This is a genomic window from Mycobacterium sp. 852002-50816_SCH5313054-b, assembly GCF_001667185.1.
In the GTDB taxonomy this organism is placed as follows: Bacteria; Actinomycetota; Actinomycetes; order Mycobacteriales; family Mycobacteriaceae; genus Mycobacterium.
On sequence record NZ_LZIC01000030.1, the window covers coordinates 96992 to 114443 of the forward strand.

Consider the following 17452-nt stretch of genomic DNA (forward strand, 5'->3'; position numbering starts at 1 on the left):
CACACGATCTGCGCAAAAGGCAAAAGGACGAAAGAAATGACCCACTCCATCACCGTCACCAAGCTGGGCAGCCGGATCGGCGCCCGAGTCGACGGCGTGCGCCTGGGCGGTGACCTCGACCTGGCCAGCGTCGACGAGATCCGCGGGGCGCTGCTGGCCCACAAGGTGATCTTCTTTCGCGGGCAGGACCACCTCGACGACGAAGGGCAGCTCGCGTTCGCGCGGCTGCTGGGCACCCCGATCGGGCACCCCGCGGCCAAGTTCCTCGCCGCCAAGAACGCGCCGATCATCACGCCCATCAACTCCGAGTACGGCAAGGCGACGCGCTGGCACACCGACGTCACGTTCGCCGCGAACTACCCCGCGGCCTCGATCCTGCGCGCGGTGACGCTGCCGAGTTACGGGGGCTCGACGCTGTGGGCCTCGACCGCGGCGGCCTACGACCACCTGCCCGAGCCGCTGAAGTGGCTCGTCGACAACCTGTGGGCGCTGCATACCAACCGCCATGACTACATCACCGAAGAGGCCTTGACCGACGTGCAGCGGGCCTTCCGGCAGGCGTTCGACAAGCCGGACTTCCAGACCGAGCATCCCGTGGTTCGGGTGCACCCGGAGACCGGCGAGCGGACGCTGGTGCTGGGTGATTTCGTGCGCGGGTTCGTCGGAATGGACAGCTACGAATCGAGCGTCCTGCTCGAGCTGCTGCAACGCCGAATCACCCTGCCCGAGAACACTATTCGCTGGAGCTGGGGCTATGGCGACGTCGCCATCTGGGACAACCGGGCGACGCAGCACCGCGCGATCGACGACTACGACGGCCAGCATCGGCTGATGCACCGGGTCACGCTGATGGGCGACGTGCCCGTCAACGTGCACGGGCAACGCAGCCGGGTCGTCAGCGGCGCCCCGCTGGACGTGAGCAGCCCGGAGGAGATCGCGAGCTGACGCGAGCTGATGGTGACGACCCGCAGCGCCCGGCTACGCCGCGCTCGCGATCGTCAAGGGATCAGCCCGCGGTACTGACCGGGTCGATCGGTAGCCAGCGCAGCGCGCCGGGAGCATGCGCCGGCACCACGGGGTGCTCGGGCGGGATCGGGGACAGCCTGCGGTAGGTATCGCCCTGCAGCGGCCGCAGGTCCTGCTCGCCCTTGTTCGGCCACATGGAGGCGGCCCGCTCGGCCTGCGCGGTGATCGACAGCGACGGGTTGACGCCCAGGTTCGCCGAGATCGCCGCGCCGTCCACCACGAACAGCGTCGGATAGCCGTAAACCCGGTGATACGGGTCGATGACGCCGTGTTCGGGGCTGTCGCCGATCACCGCGCCGCCCAGGAAGTGCGCCGTCAGCGGGATGTTGAACAGCTCGCCCCAGGTGCCGCCGGCGACGCCGTCGATCTTGGCGGCGATGCGGCGGGTGACCTCGTTGCCGACCGGGATCCACGACGGGTTGGGCTCGCCGTGCCCCTGCTTGCTGGAGTACCAGCGGATGCCGAGCTTGCCGCGCTTGGTGAACGTGGTGATCGAGTTGTCCAGGTGCTGCATCACCAGCGCGATCACCGTGCGCTCGCTCCACTGGCGGACGTTGATCATCCGCAGGATGCCGCGCGGGTCCTCGCGGCCCTGCTCCAGCAACTGCTTCCAGCGCGGCAGGTCGGTGCCCCCCGGACCCTCGCCGTCGGTCATCAGCGTCTGCAGCAGCCCCATCGCGTTGGAGCCCTTGCCGTAGCGGACGGGCTCGACGTGGGTGTCCGACGTCGGGTGGATCGACGACGTGATCGCCACGCCGTGCGTCAGGTCCAGCTCGGGCCGCACCTCGAGCGTCGCTGCACCGACGATGGACTCGGAGTTGGTCCGGGTCAGGACGCCCAGGCGCTTCGACAGGCGGGGCAGCTTGCCCTTGTCGCGCATGTTGAACAGCAGGTGCTGCGTTCCCCAGGTGCCCGCGGCCAGGATCACGTTTTCGGCGGTGTAGGTGCGCCGGTCGCGGCGCAGCCAGCTTCCGGTGCGCACCGTGTGCACCTCCCACAGCCCGTCGGGGCGCTGCTCGAAGTTTTTCACCGTCGTCATCGGAATCACTTCTGCGCCATGGGATTCCGCGAGGCCGAGGTAGTTCTTCACCAAAGTGTTCTTGGCGCCGTAGCGGCAGCCGGTCATGCAGCAGCCGCATTCCAGGCAGCCGGTGCGGTCGGGCCCGGCGCCGCCGAAGTACGGGTCTGGCACGGTCTTGCCGGGCGCCTTGGTGCCGTCCGGGCCGAAGAACACCCCGACCGGCGTGGGCACCCAGGTGTCCCCGCAGCCCATGTCGTCGGCGACTTCCTTGACGAGGCGGTCGGCGTCGGTGAACGTGGGGTTCTCGACCACGCCCAGCATCCGTTGCGCCTGCTCGTAGTGCGGCATCAGCTCGTCACGCCAGTCGGTGATGTGCTTCCACTGCGGGTCGTTGAAGAACGGCTCCGGCGGCACGTACAAGGTGTTGGCGTAGTTGAGCGAGCCGCCGCCCACGCCCGCGCCGGCCAGGATCATCACGTTGCGCAGCGGGTGGATCCGCTGGATGCCGTAGCAACCGAGCTTGGGCGCCCACAAAAACTTGCGCAGGTCCCACGAAGTCTCGGCGAACTCCTGGTCGGAGAAGCGGCGGCCGGCCTCCACGACCCCCACCCGGTAGCCCTTTTCCGTCAGCCGCAGCGCGCTGACGCTGCCCCCGAATCCCGAACCGATGATCAGGACGTCGTAATCCGGCTTCATGGCACCAGTATGGCCGTACCCGCCGGTAATAAACCAGCAAGGCCTGCGCTCAGCTACCGACCGTCAGGCCGACCTTCTGGAACTCCTTGAGATCGCAATAACCGGCCTTGGCCATCGAGCGGCGCAGGCCGCCGACCAGATTCAGGCTGCCGAACGGGTCGTCGGAGGGGCCGCCGAGCACCTGCCGCAGCGGCGGGCGCTCGCCGACCGCGATCTGTAGCAACGCCCCGCGCGGCAGCGACGGGTGCGCCGCCGCGGTCGGCCAGAACCATCCGCCGCCGAGCGCCTCGGCGGATTCGGCCAGCGGCGTGCCCAGCACCACGGCGTCGGCGCCGCACGCGATGGCCTTGGCCAGCTCGCCGGAGGTGTGGATGTCGCCGTCGGCCAGCACGTGCACGTAGCGGCCACCGGTCTCGTCGAGGTATTCGCGGCGCGCGGCCGCGGCGTCGGCGATCGCGGTGGCCATCGGCACGCTGATGCCCAGCACCTCGTCGCTGGTGGTCACCCCGCGGGTGGAGCCGTAGCCGACGATCACGCCGGCGGCGCCGGTGCGCATCAGGTGCAGCGCGGTGCGGTGATCCAGCACCCCGCCGGCGACCACGGGGACGTCGAGCTCGGAGATGAAGGTCTTCAAATTCAGCGGCTCGCCATCGCTGGCGACCCGCTCGGCCGAGACGATGGTGCCCTGGATGACCAGCAGGTCGATCCCGGCCTGCAGCAGCGCCGGCGTCAGCGCCTGCGCGTTTTGCGGGCTGACCCGCACCGCGGTGGTCACGCCCGCCTCGCGGATGCGCGCGACCGCCGAACCCAGCAGTTCGGGGTCCAGCGGCGCGGCGTGCAGCTCCTGCAGCAGCCGGATCGCCGCCGAGGGTTCCGGCTCCTTCTCGGCGGCCTCGAGCAGCTGCGCGATCTTGGCCTCGACGTCGGCGTGCCGGCCGATCAGCCCCTCGCCGTTGAGCACGCCCAGCCCGCCGAGGCGGCCCAGCTCGATGGCGAACTCCGGCGACACCAGCGCGTCGGTCGGATGCGCGATGACGGGGATCTCGAACCGGTAGGCGTCCAGCTGCCACGCCGTCGACACGTCCTGCGAGGAGCGGGTGCGCCGCGACGGCACGATGCTGATCTCGCTGAGCTCATAGGTGCGACGGGCGACGCGGCCCATCCCGATCTCGACCATGGCCAATTCGCTGCTCACCGCGCGAAGTAGTTGGGCGCTTCGACGGTCATGGCGACGTCATGCGGGTGACTCTCGCGCAGGCCGGCCGCCGTGATCCGGACGAACTGCGCCTGTTGCAGCGCCTCGATGGTGGGCGAGCCGGTGTACCCCATCGCGGCGCGCAGCCCGCCGGTCAGCTGATGGATCACCGACGACAGGGGCCCGCGGAACGGCACCCTGCCCTCGATGCCCTCGGGCACCAGCTTGTCCTCGCTCAGGGCGTCGTCGGCGAAGTAGCGGTCCTTGGAGTAGGACTTGCCCGCTGCCCCGGAGCCCCGTCCGGCCATGGCGCCCAGCGACCCCATGCCCCGGTAGCTCTTGAACTGTTTGCCGTTGACGAAGATCAGCTCGCCGGGCGCCTCGGCGGTGCCGGCCAGCAGCGAGCCGAGCATGGCCGTCGACGCGCCGGCGGCCAGCGCCTTGGCGATGTCGCCCGAGTACTGCAGCCCGCCGTCGGCGATCACCGGCACGCCCGCCGGCCGGCAGACCGCGACGGCCTCCAGGATCGCCGTGATCTGAGGTGCGCCGACGCCGGCGACGACGCGCGTCGTGCAGATCGATCCCGGTCCGACACCGACCTTGACTGCGTCGGCCCCGGCGTCGATGAGCGCCGCGGCCGCCGCCCGGGTGGCGACGTTGCCGCCGATCACCTCGACGCGGTCGCCGACCTCGGCCTTGAGCTGGCCGACCATGTCGAGCACCAGCCGGTTGTGCGCGTGCGCGGTGTCGACGATCAGCACGTCGACCCCGGCGTCGACCAGCATCATCGCGCGCACCCAGGCGTCGCCGCCGACGCCGACGGCGGCGCCGACCAGCAGCCGACCGTCGCTGTCCTTGGTGGCCAGCGGGTGTTGCTCGGTCTTGACGAAGTCCTTGACGGTGATCAGGCCGGTCAGCCGGCCGTGGCCGTCGACGATGGGCAGCTTCTCGATCTTGTTGCGCCGCAACAGCCCTAGCGCCGCGTCGGCGCTGACGCCCTCCTGGGCGGTAATCAGCGGGGACTTCGTCATGACCTCGGCGACCTGCCTGGTCTGGTCCACCTCGAACCGCATGTCGCGGTTGGTGATGATGCCGACCAGCGAGCCGGAATCGTCGACCACCGGCAGCCCGGAGATCCGGAAGCGGGCGCACAGCGCGTCGACCTGAGCCAGCGTGTTGTCGGGCCGGCAGGTGACCGGGTCGGTGACCATGCCGGCCTCCGAGCGCTTGACCATCTCCACCTGCCCGGCCTGTTCGGCGACCGGCAGGTTGCGGTGCAGCACGCCCATTCCGCCGGCGCGGGCCATCGCGATGGCCATCCGCGACTCGGTGACGGTGTCCATCGCCGAGCTGACCAGGGGCACCTTGAGCCGGATCTTCCTGGTGAGCTGGCTGGAGGTGTCCGCGGTGGCGGGGACCACGTCGGAGGCGGCGGGCAACAGCAAGACGTCGTCGAAGGTCAGGCCGAGCATCGCGATCTTGTACGGGTTGTCGCCCCCGGTCGGCACCGGCTCGTCGGCCAGTCCCGCGAAATGCGGGTCGCGCACGTAGGGCCCGACAGCCAGGTCGGAGCTGTCTTCTAAGTGGGACATGCCACGGGTCATCGGGAGGCCCTCCATACGCGCGCGGAGTGAGAAGCCCATCCTATCGGCTCCCGCAGCCCCCGGACCCGCTTGCCCGGGCGTGCCGCGGACGCCGCGTGGCGGGCATGTCCCTGCTGGCGCTATGACGGCCCCCCTGCGTAGGCTAGGGGCGTGCGTGACCACCTCCCACCGGGTTTGCCACCCGACCCGTTCGCCGACGACCCCTGCGATCCGTCGGCGGCGCTCGAGGCCGTCGAGCCGGGGCAACCGCTGGATCAGCAGGAGCGGATGGCGGTCGAGGCCGACCTGGCCGATCTGGCCGTGTACGAGGCTCTGTTGGCGCACAAGGGCATTCGCGGGCTGGTGGTGTGCTGCGACGAGTGTCAGCAAGACCACTACCACGACTGGGACATGTTGCGGGCCAACCTGCTACAGCTGCTCATCGATGGGACGGTCCGCCCGCACGAGCCCGCCTACGATCCCGAACCCGACTCCTACGTCACGTGGGACTACTGCCGGGGATACGCCGACGCCTCGCTCAACGAAGCGACGTCGTCAGACGCGGACGGCTTCCACCGCCGCTGACCGCCGCTAGATTTATGGCGACGACCCGCCGCGCCCGGCTCCGCCGCGCTTGCGATCGCCGCTAGCTCGATGGCGACGACCCGCCGCGCCCGGCTCCGCCGCGCTTGCGATCGCCGCTAGCTCGATGGCGGCGACCCGCCGCGCCCGGCTCCGCCGCGCTTGCGATCGCCGCTAGCTCGATGGCGGCGACCCGCCGCGCCCGGCTCCGCCGCGCTTGCGATCGCCGCTAGGGCGTTTCGTCCGGTGCCACCGAGGACGGCGTGGACGAGTGGCCGTGATGCCGGTGCCGACCCGAGGACGGACTCGTCGTTGCGGGGCTTGTCGGGCTCGTCGATGCGCTCGGTGTCGGAGCCGTTGTGCCGGCCACCGTCGGCGGTGTGGTCGTGCGACCGGGCGAGACCGGCGGCGTCGACGATGCGGCCGGCGCCTTGGGCTTTGGCGCGGCGGGCGGCACCGTCGCGTTCGGGTTGCGCGATTCCACGCGGGTGTTGAGCAAATTCACCTCGTCCAGCAGGTCGTTCCTGCTGGCCCCGTCGTTCATGGATTGCACGGTGCCGCTGACCTGGGCCAGCTGGTTCTGGGCCTGGGCCCACTGGCCCTGGTCGATCATTTGCTGAACCTTCGCCAGTTCGGCCTTGGCGGACAGCTCGATCTGGCTGTCGTTGACCCTCGGCTGGTCGTAGAACATCGCGTGCAGCCCGTACAGCGCGTCCCCGGGACGGGCCTCGACGACCATGGCGCCAAACCCGCTCAGCGCCAGCAATGTTGCGGCGACCGACCCGACCGTCGCCAGGCCGCGGCGCGCGCGCTTGCGCTCGGCGAGCCCGGTGTGCAGCGCTTCGATCGCCTCCTCCGGCGACACCAGCGCGCTGGCGGGCGGCCACCGCAGGTCGTCGCGCCAGTCTTCGAGCAGGACGGCCAGCGCTTCGAAATTGGGGTCGTTGGCGTCGTCCAGGTCGACCGAGCTGCGTTCGGCGAGCGCGTCGAGGAGCAGGTCGGTTTGCGCGAACTCATCCAAAGACTCAGGCATAGTCACCTGCCGCGACGATTTCGGATTTGAGCCGGGACAGCGCCCGGTGCTGGGCCACCCGGACCGCTCCGGTGGTGCTGCCGACGGCGGCGGCGGTCTCCTCGGCGGACAGGCCGACGACCACGCGCAGGATCAGGATCTCGCGCTGCTTGGCGGGCAGGATCTCGAGCAGTTCGTTCATGCGGCTGACCGAATCGGCCTCGATGGCCCGCTGTTCCGGCCCCGCCTCGGGAGACCAGCGCTCCGGAACGGTTTCCGCGGGGTAGGCGCGGTCACGGCCGGCGGCCCGGTGGGCATCGGCGATCTTGTGGGCCGCAATGCCGTAGAGGAAAGCCAGGAACGGGCGCCCGCGCTCGCGGTACCGCGGCAACGCCGTGATGGTGGCCAAACACACCTCCTGAGCCACGTCGTCTGCTGAGAGACCACCCCGTTCGACTGTGCCGACGCGCGCCCGGCAATATCGCACGACGATCGGACGGATGGTCTCCAGCACCTCCCGTAGGGCGTTCCGGTCTCCCGCCACGGCCTCCGCAACCACAGCGTCGAGACGTTCCCCTTGAATTGTCATCGACGGCGGTATCTCCAACGTTACGAACGGGACACATCGCGGGCTAACTGTCGAAATGACAATAACGGGCCGAAGGCCGTTTTAAGCGCAACGCCACGCGCCCCCGGCGCGCCGCACCTGGCCTGCGCAGATATCGCGAATTTCTCGCAATTTTTGTGCTGAAAACGTGACACTTTCGATGTCGATCAGCAAGCAAGCCAACGCCCAACGAAGCGGTATCAGAGTCAGGCGGCCGGTGGCGTCCAGCGCCGCCTCCGCGACCGCGCGGGCGCGCTCGATGTCGCCGGCGCTGCACAGCGCCGCGGCCCGCACCACGTCGCTTTTCACCCGGTGCCGCGCCGACGGCTGGCCCATCGCGTCGGCCAGCTCCACGGCTTCTTCGGCGTTCCGCAGGGCCGACTTGCCGTCGCCGGAGGCCATCGCCAGCTCGGCGGCCACCCACCCTCGGCGCACCGGCAGCCGGTCGGGGATCGCACCGGGCGACAGGTCCACACGACGCAACAACGTTGCGGCGGCGGCGAAGCGGCCGATGCCCAGCGCGTCTGCCGCCAGCCCGATCAGCGCGTCGGCGCAGGCCTCCGGATCCCCGCCGGCCAGCGCCATCGCGCGCCCGTCCCAGCCCCGCGCCAACGAATGCCAGCCGAGCTGGCGCAGGAACGACCCCTGGGTGCTGTGCGCCAACGACGCCCACCGGCCGTCCGCGCCGCCGCGGCGCAGCGCCGCCAGGTCCCGGTAGGCGCTGCCGTAGCGGCCCTGCCCACCCGCCGCGACGGCGCGCAACCACAGCTGCTCCGGGCCGGTCGCGGCCGGCAGCGGCCAGCTGCCGGGCCGGTCCCCGAGCGCGGCGGCGGCCAGTGTGCTGTGAATCACCGAAGTGTGACGAGTTTCAATCACGGTGATAGTAGTAAACACTTCGTGGTGTCCGTGTTACCGAACTGTTAATCACTATCCGCCGCGTACTAATTACTTCCGCCCCCGCTCCGCCCGTTGAGCTGGGAAATCGCGGTCCGGCCAAGCCCCTGGTAGCAGGGTTTACGGTCGCCGAATGGGTGGCAGATGAACGGCGAGTTAAATTTGCTACAACGCTTACATACTTTGCCGACCTAAGTGGCTATTGACGGAAATTCGCTCACGGCCCTAAGTTCTAGTTTGTCGGGTAGTCATCGGTGACGCCACTCCAAAATCAGTTGCACAACCGCTTTTCGGGCGCTTCGCGACCTGTCCTTCTGGGGCGTGCCGTGCAGAGAGGGAATGATCCAATGCCACAGCCTGAGCAGCTACCCGGGCCCAACGCCGACATCTGGAACTGGCAACTGCAGGGCCTGTGCCGCGGCGTCGATTCGTCGATGTTCTTTCACCCCGACGGCGAGCGTGGCCGCGCGCGCATGCAGCGCGAGCAGCGCGCCAAGGAGATGTGCCGGCAGTGCCCGGTCATTCAGGAGTGCCGTTCGCACGCGCTGGAAGTCGGTGAGCCCTACGGCGTGTGGGGCGGCCTGTCGGAAGCCGAGCGCGACATGCTCCTCAAGGGCGACATCGGCCGCACCCGCGGCATCCGCCGCTCGGCCTGATCTTCGGCCCGCTCTCCCCTGGCCGCTGCGCGGCTGGGGGCCCACCACGCGCCCCATTAGTCGGGTGAACAATTCGCGGGCGCTCTACGTGTTCTAGTCGTGGACTGAGCCGCTGACCGGTCGCGGTCCATGGTCGATGCGGTGTCGAGATCCGCTGCGCCGCGTCGGTCCAGGTTCGGGCGTTCCGTCGGTCGGGGGCCCGCGTCGGTTCGCTCACGTGCACAGGAGGAGTGCCGTGGTGCAACGGTCACGCCATTTTTCAGATCGCCTACGAGCAACCCTCGGACAGCAGGAGTGGTTGGATCGGCCGAGCTACCGGCTCGAGCACGGTCTGACATTTCTCTTCGCCGCCTTGGGCCGATACCGGGACCGCGTCAGCAACGCGTTGCATGGCACCTGGCTCGGTCATCCCCTGCATCCGGCGCTGACGTCCGTGCCCACCGGGGCGGTGACCACGACGGTCGCCATGGACGCGGCCGGTCTGCTTCCGGGTCGCACCCCGCAGTGGCGCGACGCGTCGAGGTTTGCGTTGGGCGTCGGAATCCTCGGAAGCGTCGGCGCGGCCGCCACGGGTCTGACGGACTGGCAGCACACGCATGAGCAGTCGCGCCGGATCGGTCTTGTCCATGGCGTCCTGAACGCGGTCGCGACCGGTCTTTACGCGATGTCCTGGTGGGACCGCCGCCGCGACCGTCACCTGCGTGGGATGGCAAGCAGCGCTTTGGGTTATGGCATCACGCTCGGTAGCGGCTACCTGGGTGGCGCTTTGGTGTTCGGGTCGGCCACCGGCGTAGATCGCGCCGGCACGAGGCTGAGCGCCGCCCGCTGGACGCCGGTGCTGCCGGCAACGGCACTGGACGGCCAGCCGCAGTGGGTCGAGGTCGACGGCGTCGGCGTGGTTCTGTATCGCAACGACGATCGGGTGCTGGCCGTCGGTGAGCGCTGCCCCCACCTGGGCGCACCGATGTGTGACGGCTGGATCGACCGCGACCGCATCGTGTGTCCCTGGCATGGTTCCAGGTTCGCGTGCGAATCCGGGCAGGTGCTGCGCGGCCCGGCGACAGCGCCGCTCCCGAGGTACCCGGCCAGAATACGCGACGGATTCGTCGAGGTGCATGGAGTGGCGAAATGAACGCCTACGACGTGCTTTTCGAGCACCACAAGGTATTGCGCGGACTCTGCGAGAAGATCACCGCAATACCGCCGGACACTGACGAACGGCAAGACGCTCTCGACGAACTGTTGATCGAGCTGGACATCCATATGCGTATCGAGGACGACTTGTTCTATCCGGCGGTATCGGCGGCAACCGAACTCGTGGCGATCGCCCATGCCGAACACCGCCAGGTCTGGGATCAGCTTGCCGCGCTCCTGCGGACGCCGCCAACCGCGCCCGAATACCAGGACGAATGGCACTCGTTCGTTCTGGTCCTCGACGCCCATGCCAGCGAAGAGGAGCGCGACTTGTGCCCGCCCCCAATCGATCTGGACGGGGACATGCTCGACGCACTGGGCAACCACATGGTCGAGCGCATCGACCGGTTACGTCAATCGGACGTTCACAAGCTCCGGGTGCGAGGCCGCAAGGCCCTGCTCAGCTCGCTGTAGCTGTCAGCTCGCCTCGCCGGTCTCGGCCGTCCACTGCGCGTATTCATTGCCGGCCGAGAGGTCCCAGAAAGTCGATGTGTGCAGCGAGCCGTCGTCGCCGAACTTGTAGACCTCGATGCTCTGAATGACGGCCGGTTCGCCGTTCACGGCGCCCGAGTTGCGAATGACGGCCGCGCCGGTCGCGCCGCACACGTGAAGCAGGTCGATGCCCAGCTTCCAGTCGGCGTTCGGCGAGGCATCCCATACTTCACCCATGACGTCCCACCCGCGTTTGACCGGCGTGCCGACGGGGTCCTCCATCGTGACCTCACCCGGCACGACGCGTTTCCAGTGCCCGAGCCACGCCTCCTTGTCGCCGGCGTTCCACAACTGCACGTGCCGCTCGAGGGCGGCCCGGATCTCCTTGGCTGTGGGTGCTGACATCTCGTCCTCCTAGTGCCGGTCCCCGCCTGCGATGAGCATTGCGCTCAGCGGCGAGTTTGCATAGGGGATTCGGCTCGTTTCGACCTTCGCCAATCGGGGTAGATCCGGTCAATGAATAAGGGTTTAGTGTTTGCCACCGCGGCACTGACCGCGACGATCGCACCGTTAGCCGCCTGCGCAAGCCAGAGCGGCAACCAGTCCACTACGTCACCGTCCTCCAGCCCGCCTGGCACCGAGAGGATGACCACGCAGGTGAAGAGCGCCGACGGGACTCAGGTCGCCAATGCCACCTTCGATTTCGCGAACGGCTACGCGACGGTCACCGTGGAGGCCGGCCCCAACCAGGTCCTGAGCCCCGGTTTCCACGGGCTGCAGATCCACTCGGTGGGCAAGTGCGAGGGCACGGATTTCAGCTCCGCCGGAAGCGTCTACCAGGCGCCGGGCCACACCGGTTCTCCCGCCAGCGGCGACCTGACCGCGTTGCAGGTGCGCTCCGACGGCTCGGCGAAACTCGTCACCACCAGTAACTCGTTCACCGCCGCGGACCTGAGAAGTAGCTCGGGTACCGCGCTGGTCATCCACCAGACCGCGGACAACCTCGGCACCACCCCCACCGGCGAATCGAGCAAGCACATTGCCTGCGGTGTGATCGCCGCGGCGGCCGCGACGACGACCTCGTCGACCACCGAGACGACGAGCGTCACCACGGTCACGACCACGACCGCCGTGCCACCGGCGTCGACGAGCACGAGCACCAGCACCGTCACGGTCACCAGCGCCCCGACGGTCACGTCGACGCCGAGCTACACGGTGACGACGACGCCTCCGAGCCTTCCGCCCAGCCGCTGAGCGCCGCCGACCACGTGGCCAACTCGGTTAACGGCAACAGCGATCTGGCCCACCCCGAATCCACGGGGGCGAACACCGCGGTCGTCGGGTCGGTGGCGACCGTGGCCAGCGCCGCAGTCGCCGGTTCGGCGGCCACCGTGGCCAGCGCCGCCGTGGCCGGATCGGCGGCGACCGTGGCCAGCGCCGCCGTGGCCGGATCGATCGCCACGGCCGGCAGCGCGGCCATTGCCGGCAGCATCGCGTGTGTCGCGTGCGCGCTCTGCAAGCGTTGTGTCGCGTGCCTGGGTTGCTTCGGTTGCACAAATTGCGTCGGGTGCGTGGGGTGCTACAACTGCTCGGGCGTGCGCTTCGCGGCCGGCCTTCGCGACGTACACGTCTGAGACGCGTTGGCGCGTCAGAGGTTCGTCGGTTTGTCGAACGTGCCGGGTGTTGCCGGCCCGCGACCGGTGAGCAGGTGGTGCATCTTGGTGGCGTCCTGCGCGGCGGCGACGGCGGCCCGCAGGCGCCACTCGTCGCCGTCGGTCGTGTAGGCAACCATCTGCCGGGCGGCAAAGCTGTAGAGCGACTGGATCATCGGCAGATTTCTCTTGCCGGCCACGTCGGCGATCCACAGGTAGCTCGATGCCTGCCTGAGCGCTTCCGCCAACTGCGGTTCCGGGACCACAAACCCACGCTCGCACACGGCCGCCGCGTGAAGTGCTGCCGGCGCTCGGCTCATATGCCTCTCATATCTTGGGCGTGGTCGGCCCAGGCCAGGGCGGGCGCGGGCGGTCGGCCCTACTGTGCTGACATGCAGACAGTGCTGTTCACGCTCGGATTGGTCCTGTTCCTTATCGGCCTGCTCACCGGGTTCGCCATCCCCGCACTGAAGAATCCGCGCATGGCGCTGTCCAGCCACCTCGAGGCGGTGCTTAACGGCATGTTCCTGGTGGTACTCGGCCTGCTCTGGCCGCACCTCCACTTGGCCTACGCCTGGGGAGTGACGGCGGTCGCGCTGATCGTCTACGCCGCCTACGCGAACTGGTTGGCGACGCTGCTCGCCGCGGCGTGGGGCGCCGGCCGCAAACTCGCCCCGATCGCGGCGACCGACCACGTGGCCTCGGCGGGAAAGGAAGGGGTTGTCGGCTTCCTGTTGGTGTCCCTGGCGCTGGCGATCGTGTTCGGCGTGGGGATCGTCATCGTCGGGCTCTGACGACGAAAGCGCTCGGTTAGGTCGCGCCCGCCGCGATCACCTGGTCCACCTCGAGGGCCCGCTCGGCCATCTCGGCATGCGCCTTGTCCAGCGCATCGGCCTGGTCCTCATCGGCCTTCATCAGGGTCTCGATGTCGAAGCCGGCCATGTCGAGCACACCCATGTCCCGGAAGGCCTCCTGCACCTTGTCGCCCCACAGCCCGATGTCCTTCACGATGGGCACGATGCGGCTGAACAGGTGCGAGCGGAACTGGATCATCAGCGGCGATGAGTCGACCCAGTCGGCACAGGCCTGGACGTCCATGTCGAGGGTCTCGAAGACCTCCTCGCCGCGGAACCTGTCGCGCATCAGGTAGCAGGCGTCGACGACGAACTCCTCACGCTCGCCGCGCTCGGCCTCGGTCAGCTCAGAGTAGTAGTCCTTCAACGAGATTCGGCCGAAGGCGACGTGCCGGGCCTCGTCCTGCATGACATAAGCCAGCAACTGCTTGGCCAGCGAGTCCTGCGGCGCCATGTCACGCAGCACCCCGAAGGCGGCGAGTGCGAGCCCTTCGATGAGGACCTGCATGCCCAGGTAGGGCATGTCCCAGCGCGAGTCGCGCAGGGTGTCGTCCAGCAGCGCGGTCAGGTGCTTGTTGATCGGGTAGACCAGCTCGACCTTCTCCTGCAGGAACCGCGAGAACGCCTCGACGTGTCGGGCCTCGTCCATCGTTTGGGTCGCCGCGTAGAACTTCGCATCCAGGTCCGGGACCACCTCGACGATCTTGGCGGCGCACACCATCGCCCCCTGCTCGCCGTGCAGGAACTGCGAGAACTGCCAGGCTTGGAAATGCAGGCGCAGCTCGGCGCGACGTGCGTCGTCGGCGGCGTCCCACATCGGGCTGCCGAACAGCGGATGGAATTCGTCGGGCAGCCCGACCGGGTTCGTCGGGTCGACGTCTTGCGCCCAGTCGATGCGCGACTGGGCATCCCACTGCTTGTCCTTTCCCTTTTGGTAGAGGGAAAGGAGTCGGGCGCGGCTGTCGTCGTACTCCCAGGTAAAACGCGCGTCGCCGACGCTGGGGACCTCCCACGAGTACGGCGCGGGCACCTGCGTGTACTTGTCCCTCGTGGTCATGAACGGCCGCCTTTCTGCCACGTATGACCAGTGGTCATATGACGGGTATCACACTGCACCCGGAGTGCGCGGCGCGTCAACCCTGACAAACGAAAGCGCCCCAAGCCGCATTCACCGGGGCCTCTTTCCCAGGTGCTTGTGGTGATGACGGTGCTGGACTAATCGTGGACGAACGTGACCGTCTCGCCGAGCGGCGCCCGCCCCGTTCGTGCGTAACCGACCGCAGGGTCCTCATACCCGATCGACATGCCACAGAAGAGGATCAGGCCGTCTGGGGGTGACAGGATCTCCGCAACGGTCTTGCGATATACCGACCAGGCCATCTGTGGGCAACTGTGCAGCCCTTCGGCACGCAGCAGCAGCATGACGGTCTGCAGATACATGCCGACGTCGGCCCATTGTGGCCGGCCAAGGTCACGGTCGATGTAGCAGAACAGGGCGGCGGGCGCGCCAAAACAGTCCCAATTCGCGGAAGCGGCCCTCTGACGCGCCTCCCAATCCTCGCGCTCAACGCCGAGTGCGCTGTAGCGCTCATGGCCGAAAGCGGATCGACGTTCGCGGTAGGGGGACTTCAAGTCGGTCGGGTACATCTCGTACTCCCGCTCGTCCCAGGGGTCGCGAGCGGCCACACGTTCGCCGGCGCGCTTTTTGAGCTCCGCCAGCGGCGCGCCTGTCACCACGTAGGCGTTCCACGACTGAAGGTTCGATCCAGACGGCGACCACGCCGCGGCGGACAGCACGCGCTCCAGCACCTCGCTCGACACAGGCTCGTCGGTGAACCCACGCACGGCTCGTCGGGTTGTGACTGCCTCATATACGTCCATGCCGCTCCCCCCTAGTCGCAGGCTGTTCGTAGCCAACTGAGCCAGACACCTAACCGTATTCGGCGCAGCGAGGGAAAGCTGCGCGGACGAGGAACTGTCTATGTCACCCGGATTGGGCCCGGCTTGACGGTTAGTTCAGTTCGGCTCAGCTGGCGAATTCGGTGGCGCCGAGAGCGACGTCGAAGTTGTCTACGCCATGACGGGCCAGACCCATGAGGACCAGACCCGTTCCCTCCAACCAGTGCGCCATGGTCAAGCCGCCGACGTCCAACGGGCGCAGCCCGAGACTGGCGATGAACTCCGACACGCCCGCCTTGGCCTGCGAATCGTCGCCAGCGAAGAACACATCCAGCGTCCGCCCCTCCTTCAGGACATGACCGAAGACGGTGTTGAATGCCTTCACCACGCGGGCGCCGGCCGGAGCCGCTTTGGCGACTTCCTGGGCGATCGAGGTGCCATCGGGGATGGCCAGCCCGTCGGCATCGCCGTTGAACGGGTTGCTGATGTCGACGATGACCTTGTCCCTCAACGCGTTTCCATACTGGGTGACGACCGGAACGACATCGGCGTACCTCAAGGCCAGAATGACGATGGCCCCGGCTGGGGTGGCGCCAAAGTCTGCCCTCGTGGCGTTGCCGCCCAGAGTCGTGGCCAGGTCAGCGGCCTTGGACTGATCGCGGCCGATGACCTCGACGGCGTTTCCGCCCGCGACTGCCAGGGTGCCGATCGCGCGAGCCATGTTGCCCGTGCCGATGATGCTGATGCTGCTCATGATGCTCTCTTCCGCTTGTTGTCTGGCCCCAAAATGCCCGTGGGAGATCGGGTCTCGCCGCTACTGCGGGTGGGTGAGGAGTTCCCAGGGCTTCATGCCGAGGTGGCCCGCAAGGTGCCGCTGCATCTCGACGCCGGCCGGCAGCGGCCGCCACCAGATGGTCACCTCGGCGATCTTTCCGTCTGCGTCGAGCAGGATGTAGTCCATCCCGTTGACCACGGTGTCTTCGATCTGTAGTCGGAAGTGCGCGGCGTGGTGGGTCTGGCCGCTGAGGACTTCTTTGTAGGTGAGGTCGGCCGCCCCGCCGATCCCTCGCATGGCTTCCAGGACCGCCTCGCGGCCGGTGACTGGCTCGTCGCCGAGTGGGCTGTACAGCACCACGTCCTCGGCGAGGATTGCGGAGAGGGCGTCTTTGTCTGCGCCGCCGTGCATGGTATTGACGAAGGCTTCCACGGTGTCGCGGTGCGGGGCGAATGCTGTCATGGTTTCTCCCTGAGTGATGTGTTGCTCGTGGTGTGTGAGACCTGACGGTGCGTGACGTCCGCGCCGTCGTCATCACTCAGATCGCCGTGGTGCCGCCGTCGACCACCAGCTCCATGCCATTGACATAGCTCGAGTCGTCGGAGGCGAGGAACAACGCGGCCGACGCGATCTCCTCAGGGCGGCCCATCTTTCCCCGCGGGATCAAAGATTCGAACTGCGCCTTCGTTTCCTCGTCGAACAACTCTTCCTGCTTCGCCGTCGCGACCTGGCCGGGGGTCAGGACGTTCACCCGGATCTTCCTGTCCTTCAGCTCGGACACCCACACCCGTGTGTAGGCGGGCAACACGGCCTTGCTCGCCGCGTACACACTCCACCCGGGGTAGCCCTTGAGCGACGCGGTTGAGCCGGTCATGAAGATCGAGCCGCCATCGTTGAACAGTGGCAGCGCCTTCTGGACCGTGAACAGCGTGCCGCGCGCATTCAGCCCGAAGGTGGCGTCGAAGTGCTCCTCGGTGATCTCGCCGAGCCTGCTCTGCTCACCCGTTCCCGCACTCGCCCACAGCACATCGATTGAACCCTTTTCCCGCTTGACCGTGTCGAACAAATTGTCCAGGTCGTCGAGGTTCGCCGAATCCCCCTGCACGCCGGTCACGTTCCGGCCGATCTGTTCGACGGCCTGGTCCAGCGCGTCCTTCCGTCGGCCCGTGATGAAGACGTGAGCTCCTTCGTCAACGAACAACTTGGCACCGGCCAGGGCCATGCCACTCGTTGCGCCGGTGATCACTGCGACCTTGCCATCGAGTTTTCCCACGATCGCTCCATTCCTTCGGTGATGCCGATGTTATGTACACCGATCCGTATCCTTAACGTATCGAAGGCTCACGCGGGATGCAAGCTATGCACACCGATCCG

At 68.0% G+C, this 17452-nt stretch carries 21 protein-coding genes; 8 read left to right on the top strand and 13 right to left on the bottom strand.

Annotation, left to right across the window (positions count from 1 at the left end; translation table 11 throughout):
- Positions 1-36 precede the first annotated feature (36 nt).
- A complete protein-coding gene (locus tag A5787_RS05315; protein ID WP_066962688.1) occupies positions 37-945 on the top strand; it encodes a TauD/TfdA family dioxygenase in 909 nt (302 codons plus the stop codon).
- A gap of 61 nt (positions 946-1006) precedes the next feature.
- Here A5787_RS05315 and A5787_RS05320 read toward each other — a convergent pair whose 3' ends face one another.
- From A5787_RS05320 to guaB, 3 genes are read right to left on the bottom strand one after another with little or no spacing between them, the layout of a single operon-like run.
- Entirely contained in the window at positions 1007-2743 is a 1737-nt protein-coding gene (locus A5787_RS05320) for a GMC oxidoreductase (protein WP_066962691.1), read from the bottom strand.
- 49 nt (positions 2744-2792) lie between these two features.
- A complete protein-coding gene (locus A5787_RS05325; protein ID WP_066963047.1) occupies positions 2793-3920 on the bottom strand; it encodes a GuaB3 family IMP dehydrogenase-related protein in 1128 nt (375 codons plus the stop codon).
- A 14-nt stretch (positions 3921-3934) separates the two neighbouring features.
- On the bottom strand, positions 3935-5542 hold the full coding sequence (gene guaB, locus A5787_RS05330) for an IMP dehydrogenase (RefSeq protein ID WP_066963051.1): 1608 nt from the start codon (positions 5540-5542) through the stop codon (positions 3935-3937).
- 150 nt (positions 5543-5692) lie between these two features.
- Here guaB and A5787_RS05335 point away from each other — a divergent pair, with 150 nt between their 5' ends.
- On the top strand, positions 5693-6106 hold the full coding sequence (locus A5787_RS05335) for a DUF5319 domain-containing protein (protein WP_066907738.1): 414 nt from the start codon (positions 5693-5695) through the stop codon (positions 6104-6106).
- Between the two features lie 226 nt (positions 6107-6332).
- On the opposite strand, the gene A5787_RS05340 is transcribed toward A5787_RS05335, so the two are convergent.
- The 3 genes from A5787_RS05340 to A5787_RS05350 form a co-directional block, all read right to left on the bottom strand.
- Complete coding sequence (locus tag A5787_RS05340) at positions 6333-7136, bottom strand: anti-sigma-D factor RsdA (RefSeq protein ID WP_082977080.1); 804 nt, start codon at positions 7134-7136, stop codon at positions 6333-6335.
- Positions 7129-7704 carry an ECF RNA polymerase sigma factor SigD gene (sigD, locus tag A5787_RS05345; protein ID WP_066907839.1) on the bottom strand — a complete coding sequence of 192 codons (576 nt, stop codon included), beginning with the start codon at positions 7702-7704 and terminating at the stop codon, positions 7129-7131. Before sigD ends, A5787_RS05340 begins: the two co-directional genes overlap by 8 nt.
- Positions 7705-7785: 81 nt before the next feature.
- A complete protein-coding gene (locus A5787_RS05350) occupies positions 7786-8598 on the bottom strand; it encodes a hypothetical protein (protein ID WP_066962698.1) in 813 nt (270 codons plus the stop codon).
- Between the two features lie 365 nt (positions 8599-8963).
- Between A5787_RS05350 and A5787_RS05355 the strand changes: the two genes are divergently transcribed.
- The 3 genes from A5787_RS05355 to A5787_RS05365 all read left to right on the top strand — a co-directional run bounded on the left by A5787_RS05355 (position 8964) and on the right by A5787_RS05365 (position 10880).
- A complete protein-coding gene (locus A5787_RS05355) occupies positions 8964-9272 on the top strand; it encodes a WhiB family transcriptional regulator (RefSeq protein WP_066962701.1) in 309 nt (102 codons plus the stop codon).
- Between the two features lie 298 nt (positions 9273-9570).
- Positions 9571-10404: a Rieske 2Fe-2S domain-containing protein gene (locus tag A5787_RS05360; RefSeq protein WP_231993832.1), complete on the top strand. Its 834-nt coding sequence runs from the start codon at positions 9571-9573 to the stop codon at positions 10402-10404.
- Positions 10401-10880 carry a hemerythrin domain-containing protein gene (locus tag A5787_RS05365; protein WP_066962707.1) on the top strand — a complete coding sequence of 160 codons (480 nt, stop codon included), beginning with the start codon at positions 10401-10403 and terminating at the stop codon, positions 10878-10880. The genes A5787_RS05360 and A5787_RS05365 overlap by 4 nt, the downstream gene beginning before the upstream one ends.
- Positions 10881-10883: 3 nt before the next feature.
- On the opposite strand, the gene A5787_RS05370 is transcribed toward A5787_RS05365, so the two are convergent.
- Entirely contained in the window at positions 10884-11303 is a 420-nt protein-coding gene (locus A5787_RS05370; protein ID WP_066962711.1) for a hypothetical protein, read from the bottom strand.
- A gap of 111 nt (positions 11304-11414) precedes the next feature.
- Between A5787_RS05370 and A5787_RS05375 the strand changes: the two genes are divergently transcribed.
- Together A5787_RS05375 and A5787_RS28015 are read left to right on the top strand one after the other, a co-directional pair.
- Entirely contained in the window at positions 11415-12152 is a 738-nt protein-coding gene (locus tag A5787_RS05375; protein WP_066962714.1) for a superoxide dismutase family protein, read from the top strand.
- A gap of 14 nt (positions 12153-12166) precedes the next feature.
- On the top strand, positions 12167-12532 hold the full coding sequence (locus A5787_RS28015; protein ID WP_369829080.1) for a hypothetical protein: 366 nt from the start codon (positions 12167-12169) through the stop codon (positions 12530-12532).
- A 14-nt stretch (positions 12533-12546) separates the two neighbouring features.
- Here A5787_RS28015 and A5787_RS05385 read toward each other — a convergent pair whose 3' ends face one another.
- Positions 12547-12870 carry a hypothetical protein gene (locus A5787_RS05385; RefSeq protein ID WP_156763778.1) on the bottom strand — a complete coding sequence of 108 codons (324 nt, stop codon included), beginning with the start codon at positions 12868-12870 and terminating at the stop codon, positions 12547-12549.
- Between the two features lie 72 nt (positions 12871-12942).
- Here A5787_RS05385 and A5787_RS05390 point away from each other — a divergent pair, with 72 nt between their 5' ends.
- On the top strand, positions 12943-13344 hold the full coding sequence (locus A5787_RS05390; protein ID WP_066962720.1) for a hydrogenase: 402 nt from the start codon (positions 12943-12945) through the stop codon (positions 13342-13344).
- Between the two features lie 16 nt (positions 13345-13360).
- Here A5787_RS05390 and A5787_RS05395 read toward each other — a convergent pair whose 3' ends face one another.
- From A5787_RS05395 to A5787_RS05415, 5 genes are all read right to left on the bottom strand, one after another.
- On the bottom strand, positions 13361-14461 hold the full coding sequence (locus tag A5787_RS05395) for a ferritin-like domain-containing protein (protein WP_066962723.1): 1101 nt from the start codon (positions 14459-14461) through the stop codon (positions 13361-13363).
- Between the two features lie 158 nt (positions 14462-14619).
- Positions 14620-15285 (bottom strand): nitroreductase, encoded by a 666-nt coding sequence (locus tag A5787_RS05400; protein WP_066962726.1) that lies wholly within the window; start codon positions 15283-15285, stop codon positions 14620-14622.
- 145 nt (positions 15286-15430) lie between these two features.
- Positions 15431-16057: an NADPH-dependent F420 reductase gene (locus tag A5787_RS05405; protein ID WP_066962730.1), complete on the bottom strand. Its 627-nt coding sequence runs from the start codon at positions 16055-16057 to the stop codon at positions 15431-15433.
- A gap of 60 nt (positions 16058-16117) precedes the next feature.
- Positions 16118-16540: a nuclear transport factor 2 family protein gene (locus tag A5787_RS05410; RefSeq protein ID WP_066962733.1), complete on the bottom strand. Its 423-nt coding sequence runs from the start codon at positions 16538-16540 to the stop codon at positions 16118-16120.
- 76 nt (positions 16541-16616) lie between these two features.
- Positions 16617-17351, bottom strand: a complete 735-nt coding sequence (locus tag A5787_RS05415) for an SDR family NAD(P)-dependent oxidoreductase (protein ID WP_066962736.1) — start codon at positions 17349-17351, stop codon at positions 16617-16619.
- Between the last annotated feature and the right edge of the window lie 101 nt (positions 17352-17452).